Origin of the sequence: Pseudorhizobium flavum (assembly GCF_044142885.1) — a bacterium.
Taxonomy (GTDB): domain Bacteria; phylum Pseudomonadota; class Alphaproteobacteria; order Rhizobiales; family Rhizobiaceae; genus Neorhizobium; species Neorhizobium flavum.
In genome coordinates, this window is record NZ_JBIOKZ010000001.1 from 401,458 (window position 1) to 415,286 (window position 13,829).

Sequence of the window (13,829 nt, forward strand, 5' to 3'; positions counted from 1 at the left end):
CTCAGGTCACCCTCAGAAGGGCGAGTAGAGATCCACCACCTGCTGGCCAATCGGCGGCTGTTGTACTTCCATCAGGCGACCGCGGCCGCCGTAGGAGATGCGCGCCTCGGCGATGCGCTCGTAGGAGATCGTGTTGTCGGCATTGACATCCTGCGGACGGACGATGCCGGCGACGTTCAGGATGCGGATTTCGTGATTCACCCGCACTTCCTGCGATCCGCTGATCAACAGGTTGCCGTTCTCCAGGATGCCGGTCACGACGGCGGCGACGAGCAGCTTCAACTTCTCGGAACGCTCCGTTGAGCCCTTGCCCTGGGAGCTCGAACTGGAATCGGTGCCCATGTCGCCCGATGTACCCGTGTCCGTGCTGAAGCCGAGGAAGTTCGAGACCTGGGCGCCCCACTGCAGATTGGTGCCGTTCGTGCGGCTGCGTTCGGTTTCGTTGTCGAACGAGGCTCTATCGTTGATCTGGATGTCGACGGTGAGGATATCGCCAACGTTGAGGGCGCGGGCATCCTTGAAGAGCGCGGACTGCGAGTCGCTCCATAGCGAGTAGCCATTGGAGAGCTGGCGCGGCTGTTTCGGATAGGACGCCATCTGCGGCGCGGAAGCGTATTGCAGGCCGCTGCCGATTGGGCTCATGGAAGGCGCATTGCCGATTTCCTTGATGGTCTGGCTCTGGCATCCCGCGAGCAGGAGGACGGCCATGAGGGCTGGGGCGCGCTTCTTCATGAGGGTTCTTTCGAGGTATTTGGGTCGGATGCGCTGGCGATGATCGTGGCGATCACTCCCGCCTTCTGGGGATCCATTTCGCTGAGGACGAGCCCCGACTGGCGCGGCGGAAGCTTCATGATGATGGCAGCCGCCACTTCGATGTTCATTTCTTCGAGCTGCGGCGCGGCGGCATCGGCCTTCATCGTCTTGAAGATTTCGACGAGGCCTGCCTCGGCACGAACGAGGAAATCGTTGCGACGCTTCAGCCAGTCCTCGTACTCCGCCTTACGGCTTTCGAGAACGGCGATCCGGGCGTCGACGTCGGACTGCAGCTTTTCCAGCTCCTGCTTCTGCAATAGGTAGCGCTGATCCCTGGCGGCATCGGCAATGTTGGTGCAGAACTGCCTGATCTCGTCCTGGGTGGAGTTCGTGAGCGATGGAGCAGGCTCCTGCGCATTCACCTGCGGGACCGCCAGCAGTACCACGCCTACCAGAAGAAGGTGACGAAGGGAGGTGCGACGGCCACCAGGGTCCATTTCCTCGGTCATTGCAGGACAAGCTCCGCTTGAAGGGCTCCGGCAGACTTGATGCCCTGCAGGATGGCAATGATCCCGTCGGGCTTGACGCCGATATTGTTAAGGCCGGCGACCAGCGTACGGAGATCGGGACCATCGAGGATGGCGACCGGGCCGCCTTCCTTCATCGCCATGATGTCCGTTTCCGGCTGGACCGCAGTTACGCCCCGGGAGAAAGGCTCCGGCTGAATGACCTGCGGCGTCTCTGTTACCTGGACGGTGAGCGTTCCATAGCTCACGGCCACGCGCGAAACCCTGACATCGGCGCCGATGACGATGGTGCCGGTGCGCTCGTTGATGACGACCTTGGCCGGCGTATCGGTCTGGACCACCAGGTTCTCGACTTCGGCCATTAGACGGGTAAGGTCGGCGGCCTTCGGCTTTTGGATGATGACTTCCTGCGAATCGCGCGCCTCCGCGATGGGACCTCCGTAACGCTGACCCGCGAAGACGTTCACCGCGTCGGCCATGCGGACGGCTGTGGAGAAATCCGGATTGCGCAATTGCAGCACCAGGTTGACCGCATCCTTGAAGCGCGACGGCAGTTCGCGTTCGATGATTGCTCCGTTGGGGACGCGACCAGCCGTGGTGACGCCTTCCGTCAGCGTCGCCGCCTCTCCCTGGGCGGAGAATCCCGATACGATGACGGCACCCTGTGCCACGGCATAGATCTGGCCGTCGGCACCGGAGAGCGACGTCATCACCAGCGTCCCACCGCGCAGCGAGGTCGCGTCGCCCAGCGAGCTGACACTCACATCGAGGCGGCTGCCCGGGCTTGCGAAGGGCGGCAGGTTCGCGGTGACCATCACCGCTGCGACGTTCTTCGCATTGGACTGGCCGCCCTGGGTGGAAATGCCGAGATTTTGCAGCATCGCCCGCATGGACTGGTCGGTGAAGGGCGAACTGCGAAGGCTGTCTCCGCTACCCTGCAGACCAACGACCAGACCATAGCCGATCAACTGGTTGTCGCGGCCAGACTGCAGCGAAGCGATGTCCTTGATGCGGGCGGCGTCCGCCATGGCCGATGGGGCAACAGCGGAGAGTGCCGCCGCCGTCAGAACCAGTGCGAGTATCCAGCGAGCGTGTTTCATCGCGCCATCACCTGTATCGTCCCGTCACCCATTACCGTGCCGCTCACGATGACGCCGGAATCCGTATTTCGAACGCGAATGAGATCTCCGACGGAGGCGTCCTGGAGAGGCATGCCGGCCGCCGAGATCGTCATGTTGCCGATGCTGAAGGAAAGTCGTACCGACGAGCCGCGGCGCACCGCATAAGGGGCACGCAGGCCGGAGAGAGCAATGGTGCGGCCTGGCAGCAGTGTTCGCGTGCTGACCATGCCGCTGACTTCCTCGACGGTGCGGGCATAGCCACCGGCGAGGTTCGGATTGGTCACGTCGACCTCTTCCACCGCGGCGACCGAAATCTCCTCGCCGGGATAGATGATCTGCTTCGGCACCACGGCGGTGCCCATGTTCGCGGCGGCAGCAGCTGTCATCCCCAATAGCAAGGCGGCAGCCCACGGGAAGACCTTCCCGTTGATGATCCTCATTCTGCGGCGAAACATCATGTCTGCCCTTCCCGCTGCTTACTTCAGGTTCTTGCTGACGATGGAAGCCATCTCATCTGCCGTGGTGATCACCTTGGAGTTCATCTCGTAGGCACGCTGCGCAGAGATGAGGTCGGTGATCTCCTTCACCGCATCGACGTTGGAGGCTTCCAGATAGCCCTGCTTGACGTAGCCGAAGCCCGGATCTTCCGGGACGGCGACGATCGGCTCGCCCGACGCCGGGGTCTGGGCGAACAGGTTGTCGCCCAGCGGCTGCAGTCCTGCCTCGTTCACGAAGTTGGCGATGGTGAGCTGGCCGATTTCCTGGAACTCGGTCGCATTCCCGATGCGGACGCTCACCTGGCCGGTCCGGCTGATGACAGTCTCGCTGACGTCCGGAGGGAAGACGATGCCCGGAACGACCGTATAGCCGTCGATGGTGACGAGTTGTCCCTCAGCATTGGTGTTGAAGGCGCCGGCCCGCGTGTACATCGTCGTACCGTCCGGCGTCTCGATCTGGAACCAGCCGCGGCCGACCAGCGAGAGGTCCAGGCTATTCTCGGTGTGCGTCAGCTGGCCCTGCGTATGAATGTTGCGCACGGCGGCGGTCTGGACACCGAGGCCGATGTTGGCGCCTTCCGGCACGATCGCCTGGTTGGCGCGGTTCGGCACGCCCTGGGCACGCTCGGTCTGGTAAAGGAGGTCGGAGAATTCAGCACGCGCGCGCTTGTAGCCGGTCGTGTTGATGTTAGCGATGTTGTTGGCGATGACCTCGAGATTGGTCTGCTGGGCATCCATGCCCGTCGCCGCGACGGAAAGCGCTCTCATGTCCCGGTCTCCGCTCCGTTAGATCGACATCTTGGTGACTTCGAGATACGCATTCACGATCTTGTCGCGCAGCGCGATCGCCGTATTCAACGACTGCTGGGCCTGCAGGACGGCGTCCACCACCTCACGGGTGTTGGCCTTGCCCTGAATTCCCTCGAATGATTTCACTTCGGCGAACTTCAGGCTGTTCATGGTGTCGGTCGCCATGCCGCCAAGGACGCTGGCGAAGTTCGTGCCGGCATTCTCGCCGGGGGCGAGCGTGCCATTGAGGGAGGAACTCGTCTCGACCAGTTCCTTCAGGTTCCGGGTCGGCGACAGGGAGCTTATCTGGGTAATGCTATCGATCATTGTCCGCTCTTCAGAAGGTCTATGGTCGCGGCGATGAGTTCCCGCGTCTGTTTGATGGTCTGCAGATTTGCGTCGTAGGTCCTGTTGGCCTCGCGCATGTCCGCCATTTCGATCAGCATGTTGACGTTCGGCAGTTTCACCATGCCACGCTCATCAGCAGCCGGATGGTTGGGGTCGTATTCCTCGATGAAATTCGAGGCATCGGTACCGAGCTTCTTTACGCGCACCAGTTCGACCTCGGCAGCGCGGTCCATCTCGGCGCCGAAGGTGATCGTCTTGCGCCGGTACGGATCGGCGCCGGGCGTGTCCCCTGTGGAGCGTGCGTTGGCAATGTTTTCGGAAACGATGCGCAGGCGTGTCGCCTGGGCCTCAAGGCCGGAGCCTGCGATCTTGGAAGCGGCTGAAAGCGGATCCATTGCTTACCTTCTTACCGTCATGAGCATCATGCTATGAAAAGACTTCACGAGGCTCGTGCTGAGCTCGTATTGGCGCTTGATCTCTCCGGTCTTGGAGAGCTCCTCGGCGAGCGCCACAGTGTTGCCGGACTCCTGCAGGCCGATTTCGTTGTTCAGCTCGTTGTCGCTGACTTCGATATCCTGGCCGTACTGGCTCGCCGCGAGGTGTCCGGGATGCGTCCGGACCATGCTGACCTGGGTCTGGTCCAGGACCGCATTGAACGGGGTGATGTCCTTGGCGCGGAACTGGGGCGTGTTGGCATTCGCGATGTTGGTCGCCACAACCTCCTGACGGACCGAAAGCCATTCAGCCTGCCGGGATGCGAGCGCGAATAGTTGAATCGGTTGCATAGGCTTCTCCATCGTTCTGCCTGGAGACTATGCAGGTAATCTTGCGTGGGACTTACGGACGCCCCGCGCCTTGATCCTCGTAGACTTCGCCGGACGACGTGACGATTGCCCACTTCCCGTCGCGCTGCTCGATTCGGGCCAGCTTGCTGTTGTCGGGGAGGATCGAACCGACGCGCACCATGTACATGCCGGCGCCGTCTTCGATCAGTGCACGGCCATTCGTGACGTGCAGCAAGCGGAACGAGCTCTTCCCTGGGAAGGGCTGGATTTCGCGCAGCCTGCCGCGCTCTTCCTCCTCGCCCAGCGCCGATGTTGTGGCGGTGGTCAGGCTATCTGCAGGCTCAGGTGCCGGCGCAGCCTCGTCATCATCGGAATTGTCGACCATAGCCAGAGGCGAGACGCTCATCACATTGCGCGGCTGCCCCGGGGGGAGATCGCGTGTATGCTCGAAGCTCGGGGTGCGGATACCGAACTTGTCCTCATTGAAGAAGACGTACCAGGGAAAGATCGCCGAGGCTGCAGCGAGCGCGATGCCCGTGGCCGTGAGGATCCGATCCCCTGTGCGAGGTGCATTCTTCTGGGGCCGGTGAAGGTCATCCATCTCCGGCGTCTCGATTTCAGCCATGCCTTACCCTCTCTGTCTCGCGGCCGGCGGCACCTGGCCGGCCGCGTTGCGAAGTGCTGTTGCGAGGTCGGCATAAGCGTCAGCGGAAGGCTGCTCGCCCGGCGTCTGCTTCAGGACTTCGTAAATGACCGGCACCTGCTTGATCGCCATGTCGAGATCCGGATCACTACCGGGGCGATATCCTCCGATAAGGCGTAGGTCGCGCGTTTCCTCGTATCGGTGGATGAGCGCCTTCAGGCGGGAAACGAGCTTCTCCTGGTCCGGCGTCCATGCCTTGCGGGCCAAACGGGAGATCGACGCAAGGGGATTGATTGGTGGATAGCGCCCCTCCTCCGCGAGGCTCCGATCCAGCACAAGATGGCCGTCGAGGATGCCACGCGTGGAATCGGCAATCGGGTCATTGTGGTTGTCGCCATCCACGAGGATAGAGATGATCGCCGTAACAGTGCCCGCACCTTCGGCGCCCGGCCCTGCCCGTTCGAGTAGGCGCGGCAGTTCGGTGAACACGGAAGCCGGATAGCCGCGTGCGATCGGCGGTTCGCCGGAAGCGACGGCGACCTCTCGGATCGCATGGGCAAAGCGGGTGACGCTGTCAACGATGAAGAGGACATTGTCCCCCTGGTCGCGGAAATGCTCGGCAATCGTCACGGCGACCAGCGGCGCCATCTTGCGTAGCATCGGGCTTTCGTCGCTCGTCGCAACGACCGCGATCGCCTTTGACATGTGCGCGCCCATCGTGTCCTCGATGAATTCGCGAACTTCTCGTCCTCGTTCGCCAACGAGCGCAATGACAACCTTGTCGAACGCGTCTGCACGAGCCAGCATCGACAGAAGCGTGGATTTGCCGACGCCCGAACCGGCAAACACGCCTAGGCGCTGGCCAAGGCAGAGCGGTGAGAAGATATCAACTGTCCGAACGCCGGTCATGAATCCCTTCTCGACGCGGCTGCGGGTCATCGAGGGCGGCGCCGTATTGGAGATGGAGCGCTTGACGCGTCCCTTGACCAGCGGTCCGCGCCTGTCGATCGGATCTCCCAGCGCGTTGATCGTGCGTCCGCACCAGCTGTCGTCCGGGGCGACCCGGAAAGCGCCCTTGCGGATCACCGTATCGCCGATGCCGATTGGCTCGCCGGGCTCGATCGGGCAGACGTAGACCACTTCCGGTTCGACGCGAACCACTTCGCCGAGGTGGATGCCGGTGGCGCTGCGGTGGGCCACAAACTCCCCGAGCCGAACATGCCGCGAGAGCCCCGCAACCGTATAGTGACCCGCCGCAATCGTGCGAACATGCCCTCCGTGCGCCACCGAGTGGGCCGGATTAGCGTAGCGTTCGGTGATCTCGGCAAGCTGCGCCAGCTTTCCGCTCGTGACTGCCTGCAGGATGGCCGCCTGGTCAAACATCGGCATTCAGTTCCTATCGGCCGCCGCCAAGCGTCTTGATGGCCTCGTCGAACGAGGCTTCGGTGTCGCGCATCATTGCGGAGATCCCCTCGAAGGCGCGGTTCACCTGGATCAGCTGCGTCATCTCGCTGATGCCGTTGACGTTCGATCCCTCGATGTAGCCCTGCACCACGGCAATGTTGAAGTTGTCGACGACCGGCTGGGGCGCAGCCACGGGAATTACCCCGCTGTTGTCTGCCCGCAGGAACCCCTGGGAAAGGTCGGCGGTAAACAGGCCAAGCGTTGCGACCGGCTGGCCGTCCTGCGAGATGCGGCCATCGGCACCAACGGTCGGCGGGCCGCCATTGCGGTTGAGCTGGATCGGTGCGCCGCCGGCGTCCAGAACCGGGTGCCCCATGATCGACACGAGTTCACCGGTCTCGAGCATCGTGAAGCGGCCGTCCCTGGTCAGCACCTGCCCTGCGGGCGTATCGATCGTGAACCAAGCATCACCCTTGATGGAAAAGTCGAGGGCATTGCCTGTCTGTTGCATCTGGCCCAGGCGCGTGGACAGATAATCGTTGCCCTGGGTGACGAATGCCACCTTGGCATTCAGTTCGTTACGGGTGCTGCTCAAGACCTCGTCGAATTTCACCTCGGTCGCGCGGAAGCCGACAGTGTTCATGTTGGCCATATTGTCGGCGATCGTGTTCAGACGGCGCTCGAGCGCGATCTGCGAGGAAATTCCGACGTATAGTCCGGACTGCATATCATTTGCCTCCGAGTTTCAGTGAATTGATCGAGATGAGAAGGTCAGTGGAGATGCCCTGAGTGGATGGGGCGAAGAGCGAAACGATGGAGACGGGATCGCTCGAATTTTCCATCTCCCACAGGGCCGCGAACCGCTCCAGCAGCTTCGATACCTTTGCGGGGTCCTGGAAGTCGGCAATGTCGATGGAGTCCTCGATGAATTCGGCCTGGCGGTCGACATCCATCGCAGCGATCTCGTCGGGCAACTGAAGGACGGTCCGGATCACCTCGACGAGTGCATCATCGGCCAGGATTTCCATGCCGGACTTTATGGAAGGGGCCATACGTTCGAAGTAGAGCGCCAGCCGCACGCCGGGATTGTCCGCTCCCGCCTCCTCCTCCAGCGTCTGGCGCTGGTATCGCTCTACCACGCCCTTCTGCGCCTTGTCGAAAGCGGTAGCCGCGGTGCCGTGCGCCTCGAAGTTGAAGGTCTCTGCAAGCGCCGCGTAACGGCTGTCGGCGAGCTTGCGCGCGAATGCCTCGCTGTCTGCCACGCCTTCGGTCAGTACCTTCCGGATGAAGGCCTTGGCATAGGCCATGTCCTCCAGGCCATGGGCCTTGAGGGCGTAGTTGTAGATGCGGCTGTCAGCCATGAAATCATCGACAGTTTTTATCTTGCCGATGTTGGCCAGGTAGTATTCGGTCTCGCGCGCCACATCCGGTTTCTCGGCCACGCGCGCCAGGGAGCTCGGCAAGTCCCTGCTGATCATTGCGTAGCTGGTATAAGTCGTGATCATCTCGGATCCCCCAGGCGCTGGTGAAACGGCCCTTTCGGACAATGCGCCCGATTCTGATGGCAAGCACTAGGATGGAAGACTTGTGCGAGGCTGTACCTCACCCCCGGAGCTCCAGACCGGTTTCTCTGACTGAACCAGCCTCACGCAAGCCAGAGGCCGTATCTCCACCGTGAAAGTCTCAACTTCTGTGTGGGTACCCGGATGAATATTCTAATCGGAATGGTGATCACGTTCGGCTGCATCCTGGGTGGCTACATGGCCATGGGGGGGCATATCGACGTTCTCATTCAGCCATTCGAACTGGTGATCATCGGCGGTGCCGGCCTCGGCGGCTTCATCGTCGCGAACCCGATGAAGGTGGTAAAGGACTCGGGCAAGGCGCTCGGCGAGGTGTTCAAGAACGCCGTGCCGAAGGAGCGCAACTACCTTGATGTTCTCGGGGTCCTCTACTCGCTGATGCGTGACCTGCGCACGAAGTCGCGTAACGAGATCGAAGCGCATATCGACAATCCCGAAGAATCGCCGATCTTCCAGACCGCCCCCAATCTTCTGAAGAACAAGGAACTGACCTCGTTCATCTGCGACTACGTCCGGCTGATCATCATCGGCAATGCGCGCTCGCACGAAATCGAGGCGCTCATGGATGAAGAACTAGAGACGCTTCTCCACGACAAGATGAAGCCTTACAACGCCATCTCGCAGATGGGCGACAGTTTCCCGGCCATCGGCATCGTTGCGGCAGTTCTCGGGGTCATCAAGGCGCTCGGAAAGATCAACGAGTCGCCCGAAGTTCTCGGCGGCCTGATCGGCGCCGCACTCGTCGGCACGATGCTCGGCATCGTCCTCTCCTATTCCGTCTGCACGCCGCTGGCGTCGCAGGTCAAGATCGTGCGCACCAAACAGCATCGCCTCTTCATCATCGTGAAGCAGACGCTTCTCGCCTACATGAACGGCTCTGTCCCACAGGTGGCGCTGGAATACGGACGCAAGACAATCTCCAACTACGAGCGCCCCTCGATCGATGCGGTCGAGCAGGAAATGATGAATCCGGGCGGTGAAAACAAGGCGGCATGATGACGACGACCGAGGCAAGGGAATTCTCCCCGGCTCCAATCGACTTCGCCCTTCTCGCGAGACTGACGGGGGGGCTTGGGGACCGGAAGACGATCGAGAAGATCAGCGCTGATTTCGGTCGGCTCTATGCCGACTTCCTGCCGGATGTCTTCAACAGCGAGACCGGCATCTCGATTGATGTGACCTATACCGGCTGCTCTTCCGGCCTGATGACGGATCTGGTCACGGATCTCGGGGACACGTTAACGCTTGCCGACGGCTCGCTCCGCAACTGGTCGCCGAACTTTGTTCTCGCCTGCGGCAACAGCTTCATCATCGCATTGATGGAACGCATGCTGGGCGCCCTGCCGGAAACCATCGAGCAGCCCTTCGAACGGCCTCTGTCGGAGATCGAACTCGATCTCGCGCAGATGGTCCTCGGCAAGATGGGTGAGGTCCTACGCTCGGGCGTGAACGCCCAGGGCGGCTTCGAGGCAATACTGGAGCGCAGCCACAACTTCGAGGACCGTCCGCAACCGGACGAGGCGATTCCGGCCGAATTCGGCGTCGCCATCCGACTGGCCATAGAGATCGGCAAGGTCACGTCCGAGCTCGCTCTCGTCATTCCGCAGCGCGCTTTCCTGAAGACCAAGGTCGTGATGCCGAAGGCGAAGGGTCAGTCATCGAAGACGAAGGAAGAGTGGCATGAGCGAATCACCGAGCAGGTTCGACGCTCCCACGTGACGCTGGAAGCGCGCGTTCGCCTCCAGACACTGACCCTCGGAACCATATCTCGCCTTGCCGCTGGCGACGTCATTGCCTTCCAGGACAAGAAAGACGTGACGGTTCAGGTGCGTGCCAACGGCATGGACATGTATGCCTGCGAACTCGGCCGGTCCGGCGAGCGGTATACGGTCCGCGTGAAAGACAACATCAGCACCGACGACGAGATCCTTGACCATCTGATGGGATAGAGCCGGGCAGGCCATCACCCGCACGGCAGGTTGACGCAAGTTTCAACGGGAATAATGAGCACATGGCTACGAAGAAGACACCAGTGACCGAAGAGGACATCGCGATGCCCGGCGTCGCGAGCGGCGAACTCGATCAGGCGATCGATGACCTGCGTGGCGTGCTCAAGGCCGATAGTGATGGCGTACCAGGTTTCGATGCCGACTTCGGGAATGTCGGCGGTGACCTTTCACCCGCAGGATCCAGTGATTTCGGTGCAGAGTTCGGCTCTGATCTTGCCGGTGCAGACAGCTCTGCCGCTGGTCTCGCGGAGTTTGGTGGCGGGGATTTCGGGGGCAGCGACTTCGGAAACACCGACTTCGGTGGTTCCGACCTCGGGGGCTCCGGTTTCGGCGGCGCAAGCATGGACGAACCGTCCTTTTCCGGTGGCGTCCAGGAGCCTGGTAGCGCGCTCGCCGCCAATCTCGACCTCATCATGGACATTCCGATCGACGTCGAAATTGTTCTCGGTTCAAGCCGTATGCAGGTTTCCGGGCTGATGAACCTCGAAGAAGGTGCAACGATCGCGCTGGACAAGAAGATCGGCGAGCCCGTTGAGATAATGGTCAACGGTCGGCGAATCGGCAAAGGTGAGATCACCGTGCTCGACAATGACGACACGCGCTTTGGCGTGAAGGTAACTGAAGTACTCAGTACGAAAAGAGCCTGATCCCGGTGTAGGGACAGAGAGGTAAGACCATGATGGACTTTGACGATTTCGGTGGCGCTGTAGCCGAGAAACCGTTGTCCCAGGCCGAAAAGGCCGCCGCTGTGCTTCTTGCCATGGGCAAGAGCGTAGCCGGCAAGCTTTTGAAGTACTTCACCCAGGCGGAACTCCAGACCATCATCGCCTCTGCCCAGCGCTTGCGCTCAATTCCGCCTGACGAGCTGTTGCTGCTCGTCAACGAATTCGAAGACCTGTTTACTGAAGGAACGGGTCTCATGGACAACGCCGCCGCCATCGAGGCGATCCTCGAAGAGGGGCTTACGCCTGAGGAAGTCGACGGCCTTCTCGGCCGCCGCACTGCCTTCCAGGCTTACGAATCGTCGATCTGGGACCGTCTGCAGGATGCCGATCCGGCCTTCGTTGCCAAGTTCCTGTCGCGCGAGCATCCCCAGACGATGGCCTACATCCTGTCGATGCTGCCGTCCTCCTTCGGTGCAAAGGTCCTGCTGCAACTGCCCGAGAGCCGTCGCGCCGACATCATGAACCGTACGGTAAACATGAAGGACGTGAGCGCGAAGGCAGCACAGATCATCGAAAAGCGGGTCGTGGACCTGATTGCGGCTATCGACGCCGAGCGCAATTCGCAGGGTTCGGCGAAGGTCGCAGAACTGATGAACGAGCTCGACAAGCCGCAGGTCGACACGTTGCTTACGTCTCTCGAGACGATCAGCAAGGAAGCCGTCAACAAGGTTCGCCCGAAGATCTTCCTCTTCGAGGACCTCCTCTACATGCCGCAGCGCAGCCGTGTCATGCTGCTGAACGACGTTGCAGCGGATATCCTGACGATGGCGCTTCGCGGTGCGAGCTCCGAAATCAAGGAGTGCGTGCTTTCGGCGATCAGCCCACGTCAGCGCCGCATGATCGAATCGGATCTCGCCGTCCCGGCTGCGGCACTGAACCCGCGCGAGGTGGCAATCGCGCGGCGTGCCGTGGCGCAGGAAGCGATCCGGCTCGCAACCGCCGGGCAGATCCTGCTCAAGGAGCCGGAAGAAGGCGGCGACGTGCAGGCAGCCTGAGGCCGCGACTGGGATTTCTCGCATGTGCTGCCCACAGTCTTTTTGTTGACTCGATTACCGGCTAGCGCCCGCATGCGCTAGCCTGCGGCTGCAGGCCTGATCGATTCGGCGGGGACGGACGTCTTGTCAGAAGATAAAGACAGCAAAACAGAAGACCCTACCGCCAAGAAAATCTCCGACGCGGCCGCCAAAGGCAACGTGCCTTTTGCGCGAGAAGTCCCCGTCTTCGCATCGGCACTCGCCTTCTACATCTTCCTTGTCTTCTTCATGCCCTCCGGCATGGCCAACCTCGCAGAGACCCTGAAGGACGTCTTCTCGCAGCCCGATCAATGGCAACTGGAGAACAGGCCGGACGTCATATCGCTCGGCGTCCATCTTGCCTGGGCCGTCGCGGGATTCCTCATCCCCGTCATGCTGCTCTTCATCCTGTTCGGCGTGGGATCGTCGCTTGCGCAGAACATGCCATCCATGGTGTTGGAGCGTATCCGTCCGCAGGTGTCGCGAATCTCACCTAAGAAGGGTTTCGAGCGTATCTACAGCGTGGCGGGCATGGTCGAGTTCGGCAAGTCCTTCTTCAAGATCCTCATCGTCTCGACCATCATGTACTTCGTCATGCGCGGCGAGTTCTTCTCAGCGCTCGATGCGATGTTCTCGGACCCGCAGGTCATTCTGGTCAAGCTTGACGGAATAGCCCGCAAGATGGTGGTCATCATCCTCCTGGCCACCGCCTTCCTCGCCGCAGTCGACGTGGCTTGGTCGCGTCATCACTGGTTCACCCAGCTCAAGATGACGAAGCAGGAGGTGAAGGACGAGTACAAGCAGGCCCAGGGCGACCCGCTGGTGAAGTCGAGGCAGCGGTCGATCGCCCGAGATCGCGCCCGACGCCGCATGATCGACAGCGTGCCCCGCGCCACGCTAGTGATCGCCAACCCCACCCACTTTGCAGTGGCCCTTCGCTATGTACGCGAGGAGAACGACGCGCCGGTGGTCGTCGCCAAGGGTCAGGATCTCATCGCCCTCAGGATCCGCGAGATCGCGGAGGCGAACGGCATCCCCGTCTTCGAAGATCCGCCACTTGCCCGCTCCATGTTTGCGCAAGTCTCGGTTGATAGCGTCATTCCGCCAGCCTTCTACAAGGCGGTGGCGGAACTGGTGCATCGGGTTTACGCGGCCCGTTAGCCGAATCAACGGACACATTGAGCGTCATGAAAAAATGCGACCACGCTGCAGAAAGAGAAAAGATACTCGCCAGTGCTATCAGTCCCGTGGCTACAGAGCTCCGCTTACTGGACGCCGGTGATCTGATTTCCCTGATACGGCTGGAGTCCTATGGCAATCTCGCTGACCTGGTTTCGTCGGCAGCGGAACTATACTTCCATCCCGGCACGATCAACTTCGGCGCAGGTGGAGAGTATTCGCTGGAGTGGAGCGGGCCGCCGCAGGTCGTTCTGGATCTCGAAATCAAGCCGAAGGGCGTCTCCGTTTATGCCCGCCTGACGCTCGCCGACACGCAGGCGGGAATTGAGATCGACCACATCGCCTTCCAGACGCCGCTGGAGAACCCGGAGGCAAATACAGAGTTCCTCGAGCGCAGTCTCCAGGAGGCGCGGTTCGTCAAGACGACGCCGCCCATGGCTCTGGCCAGCTAGG

At 61.3% G+C, this 13,829-nt stretch carries 18 protein-coding genes; 6 read left to right on the forward strand and 12 right to left on the reverse strand.

What is annotated here, in order from left to right; genetic code table 11:
* Nucleotides 1–12: 12 nt before the first annotated feature.
* Genes flgH through ACEPP2_RS01880 form a run of 12 tightly spaced genes read right to left on the reverse strand, consistent with a single transcriptional unit; the run spans nt 13 to nt 8,372 of the window.
* Complete coding sequence (gene flgH / locus ACEPP2_RS01825) at nt 13–732, reverse strand: flagellar basal body L-ring protein FlgH (protein ID WP_142588268.1); 720 nt, start codon at nt 730–732, stop codon at nt 13–15.
* Nucleotides 729–1,262 carry a MotE family protein gene (locus ACEPP2_RS01830; protein ID WP_244665766.1) on the reverse strand — a complete coding sequence of 178 codons (534 nt, stop codon included), beginning with the start codon at nt 1,260–1,262 and terminating at the stop codon, nt 729–731. The genes flgH and ACEPP2_RS01830 overlap by 4 nt, the downstream gene beginning before the upstream one ends.
* On the reverse strand, nt 1,259–2,380 hold the full coding sequence (locus tag ACEPP2_RS01835) for a flagellar basal body P-ring protein FlgI (protein WP_395515617.1): 1,122 nt from the start codon (nt 2,378–2,380) through the stop codon (nt 1,259–1,261). Before ACEPP2_RS01835 ends, ACEPP2_RS01830 begins: the two co-directional genes overlap by 4 nt.
* A complete protein-coding gene (flgA, locus tag ACEPP2_RS01840) occupies nt 2,377–2,859 on the reverse strand; it encodes a flagellar basal body P-ring formation chaperone FlgA (RefSeq protein ID WP_395515618.1) in 483 nt (160 codons plus the stop codon). Before flgA ends, ACEPP2_RS01835 begins: the two co-directional genes overlap by 4 nt.
* Nucleotides 2,860–2,877: 18 nt before the next feature.
* On the reverse strand, nt 2,878–3,666 hold the full coding sequence (flgG, locus tag ACEPP2_RS01845; RefSeq protein WP_142588265.1) for a flagellar basal-body rod protein FlgG: 789 nt from the start codon (nt 3,664–3,666) through the stop codon (nt 2,878–2,880).
* A gap of 18 nt (nt 3,667–3,684) precedes the next feature.
* Nucleotides 3,685–4,014 carry a flagellar hook-basal body complex protein FliE gene (locus ACEPP2_RS01850; RefSeq protein ID WP_395515619.1) on the reverse strand — a complete coding sequence of 110 codons (330 nt, stop codon included), beginning with the start codon at nt 4,012–4,014 and terminating at the stop codon, nt 3,685–3,687.
* Nucleotides 4,011–4,430 (reverse strand): flagellar basal body rod protein FlgC, encoded by a 420-nt coding sequence (gene flgC / locus ACEPP2_RS01855; protein WP_052636939.1) that lies wholly within the window; start codon nt 4,428–4,430, stop codon nt 4,011–4,013. Before flgC ends, ACEPP2_RS01850 begins: the two co-directional genes overlap by 4 nt.
* Before the next feature lie 3 nt (nt 4,431–4,433).
* Complete coding sequence (flgB, locus tag ACEPP2_RS01860) at nt 4,434–4,820, reverse strand: flagellar basal body rod protein FlgB (RefSeq protein ID WP_077549068.1); 387 nt, start codon at nt 4,818–4,820, stop codon at nt 4,434–4,436.
* Nucleotides 4,821–4,872: 52 nt separating this feature from the next.
* A complete protein-coding gene (locus ACEPP2_RS01865) occupies nt 4,873–5,445 on the reverse strand; it encodes a flagellar protein (RefSeq protein ID WP_395515620.1) in 573 nt (190 codons plus the stop codon).
* 3 nt (nt 5,446–5,448) lie between these two features.
* Nucleotides 5,449–6,846 carry a flagellar protein export ATPase FliI gene (fliI, locus tag ACEPP2_RS01870; protein WP_395515621.1) on the reverse strand — a complete coding sequence of 466 codons (1,398 nt, stop codon included), beginning with the start codon at nt 6,844–6,846 and terminating at the stop codon, nt 5,449–5,451.
* A gap of 13 nt (nt 6,847–6,859) precedes the next feature.
* A complete protein-coding gene (gene flgF / locus ACEPP2_RS01875; RefSeq protein WP_395515622.1) occupies nt 6,860–7,594 on the reverse strand; it encodes a flagellar basal-body rod protein FlgF in 735 nt (244 codons plus the stop codon).
* Nucleotide 7,595: 1 nt separating this feature from the next.
* On the reverse strand, nt 7,596–8,372 hold the full coding sequence (locus ACEPP2_RS01880; protein ID WP_077549064.1) for a DUF1217 domain-containing protein: 777 nt from the start codon (nt 8,370–8,372) through the stop codon (nt 7,596–7,598).
* Nucleotides 8,373–8,573: 201 nt separating this feature from the next.
* Here ACEPP2_RS01880 and motA point away from each other — a divergent pair, with 201 nt between their 5' ends.
* From motA to ACEPP2_RS01910, 6 genes are all read left to right on the forward strand, one after another.
* Entirely contained in the window at nt 8,574–9,446 is an 873-nt protein-coding gene (gene motA, locus ACEPP2_RS01885; protein WP_077549063.1) for a flagellar motor stator protein MotA, read from the forward strand.
* Nucleotides 9,446–10,399: a FliM/FliN family flagellar motor switch protein gene (locus tag ACEPP2_RS01890; RefSeq protein ID WP_077549184.1), complete on the forward strand. Its 954-nt coding sequence runs from the start codon at nt 9,446–9,448 to the stop codon at nt 10,397–10,399. Before motA ends, ACEPP2_RS01890 begins: the two co-directional genes overlap by 1 nt.
* 62 nt (nt 10,400–10,461) lie before the next feature.
* Nucleotides 10,462–11,106 carry a flagellar motor switch protein FliN gene (gene fliN / locus ACEPP2_RS01895; protein WP_395515623.1) on the forward strand — a complete coding sequence of 215 codons (645 nt, stop codon included), beginning with the start codon at nt 10,462–10,464 and terminating at the stop codon, nt 11,104–11,106.
* Nucleotides 11,107–11,135: 29 nt separating this feature from the next.
* Nucleotides 11,136–12,179, forward strand: coding sequence for a flagellar motor switch protein FliG (gene fliG / locus ACEPP2_RS01900; RefSeq protein ID WP_395515624.1), 1,044 nt, complete (start codon nt 11,136–11,138; stop codon nt 12,177–12,179).
* A gap of 123 nt (nt 12,180–12,302) precedes the next feature.
* Nucleotides 12,303–13,358: a flagellar biosynthesis protein FlhB gene (gene flhB / locus ACEPP2_RS01905; protein WP_244665764.1), complete on the forward strand. Its 1,056-nt coding sequence runs from the start codon at nt 12,303–12,305 to the stop codon at nt 13,356–13,358.
* Between the two features lie 26 nt (nt 13,359–13,384).
* A complete protein-coding gene (locus ACEPP2_RS01910) occupies nt 13,385–13,828 on the forward strand; it encodes a hypothetical protein (RefSeq protein ID WP_052636920.1) in 444 nt (147 codons plus the stop codon).
* Nucleotide 13,829: the final 1 nt, after the last annotated feature.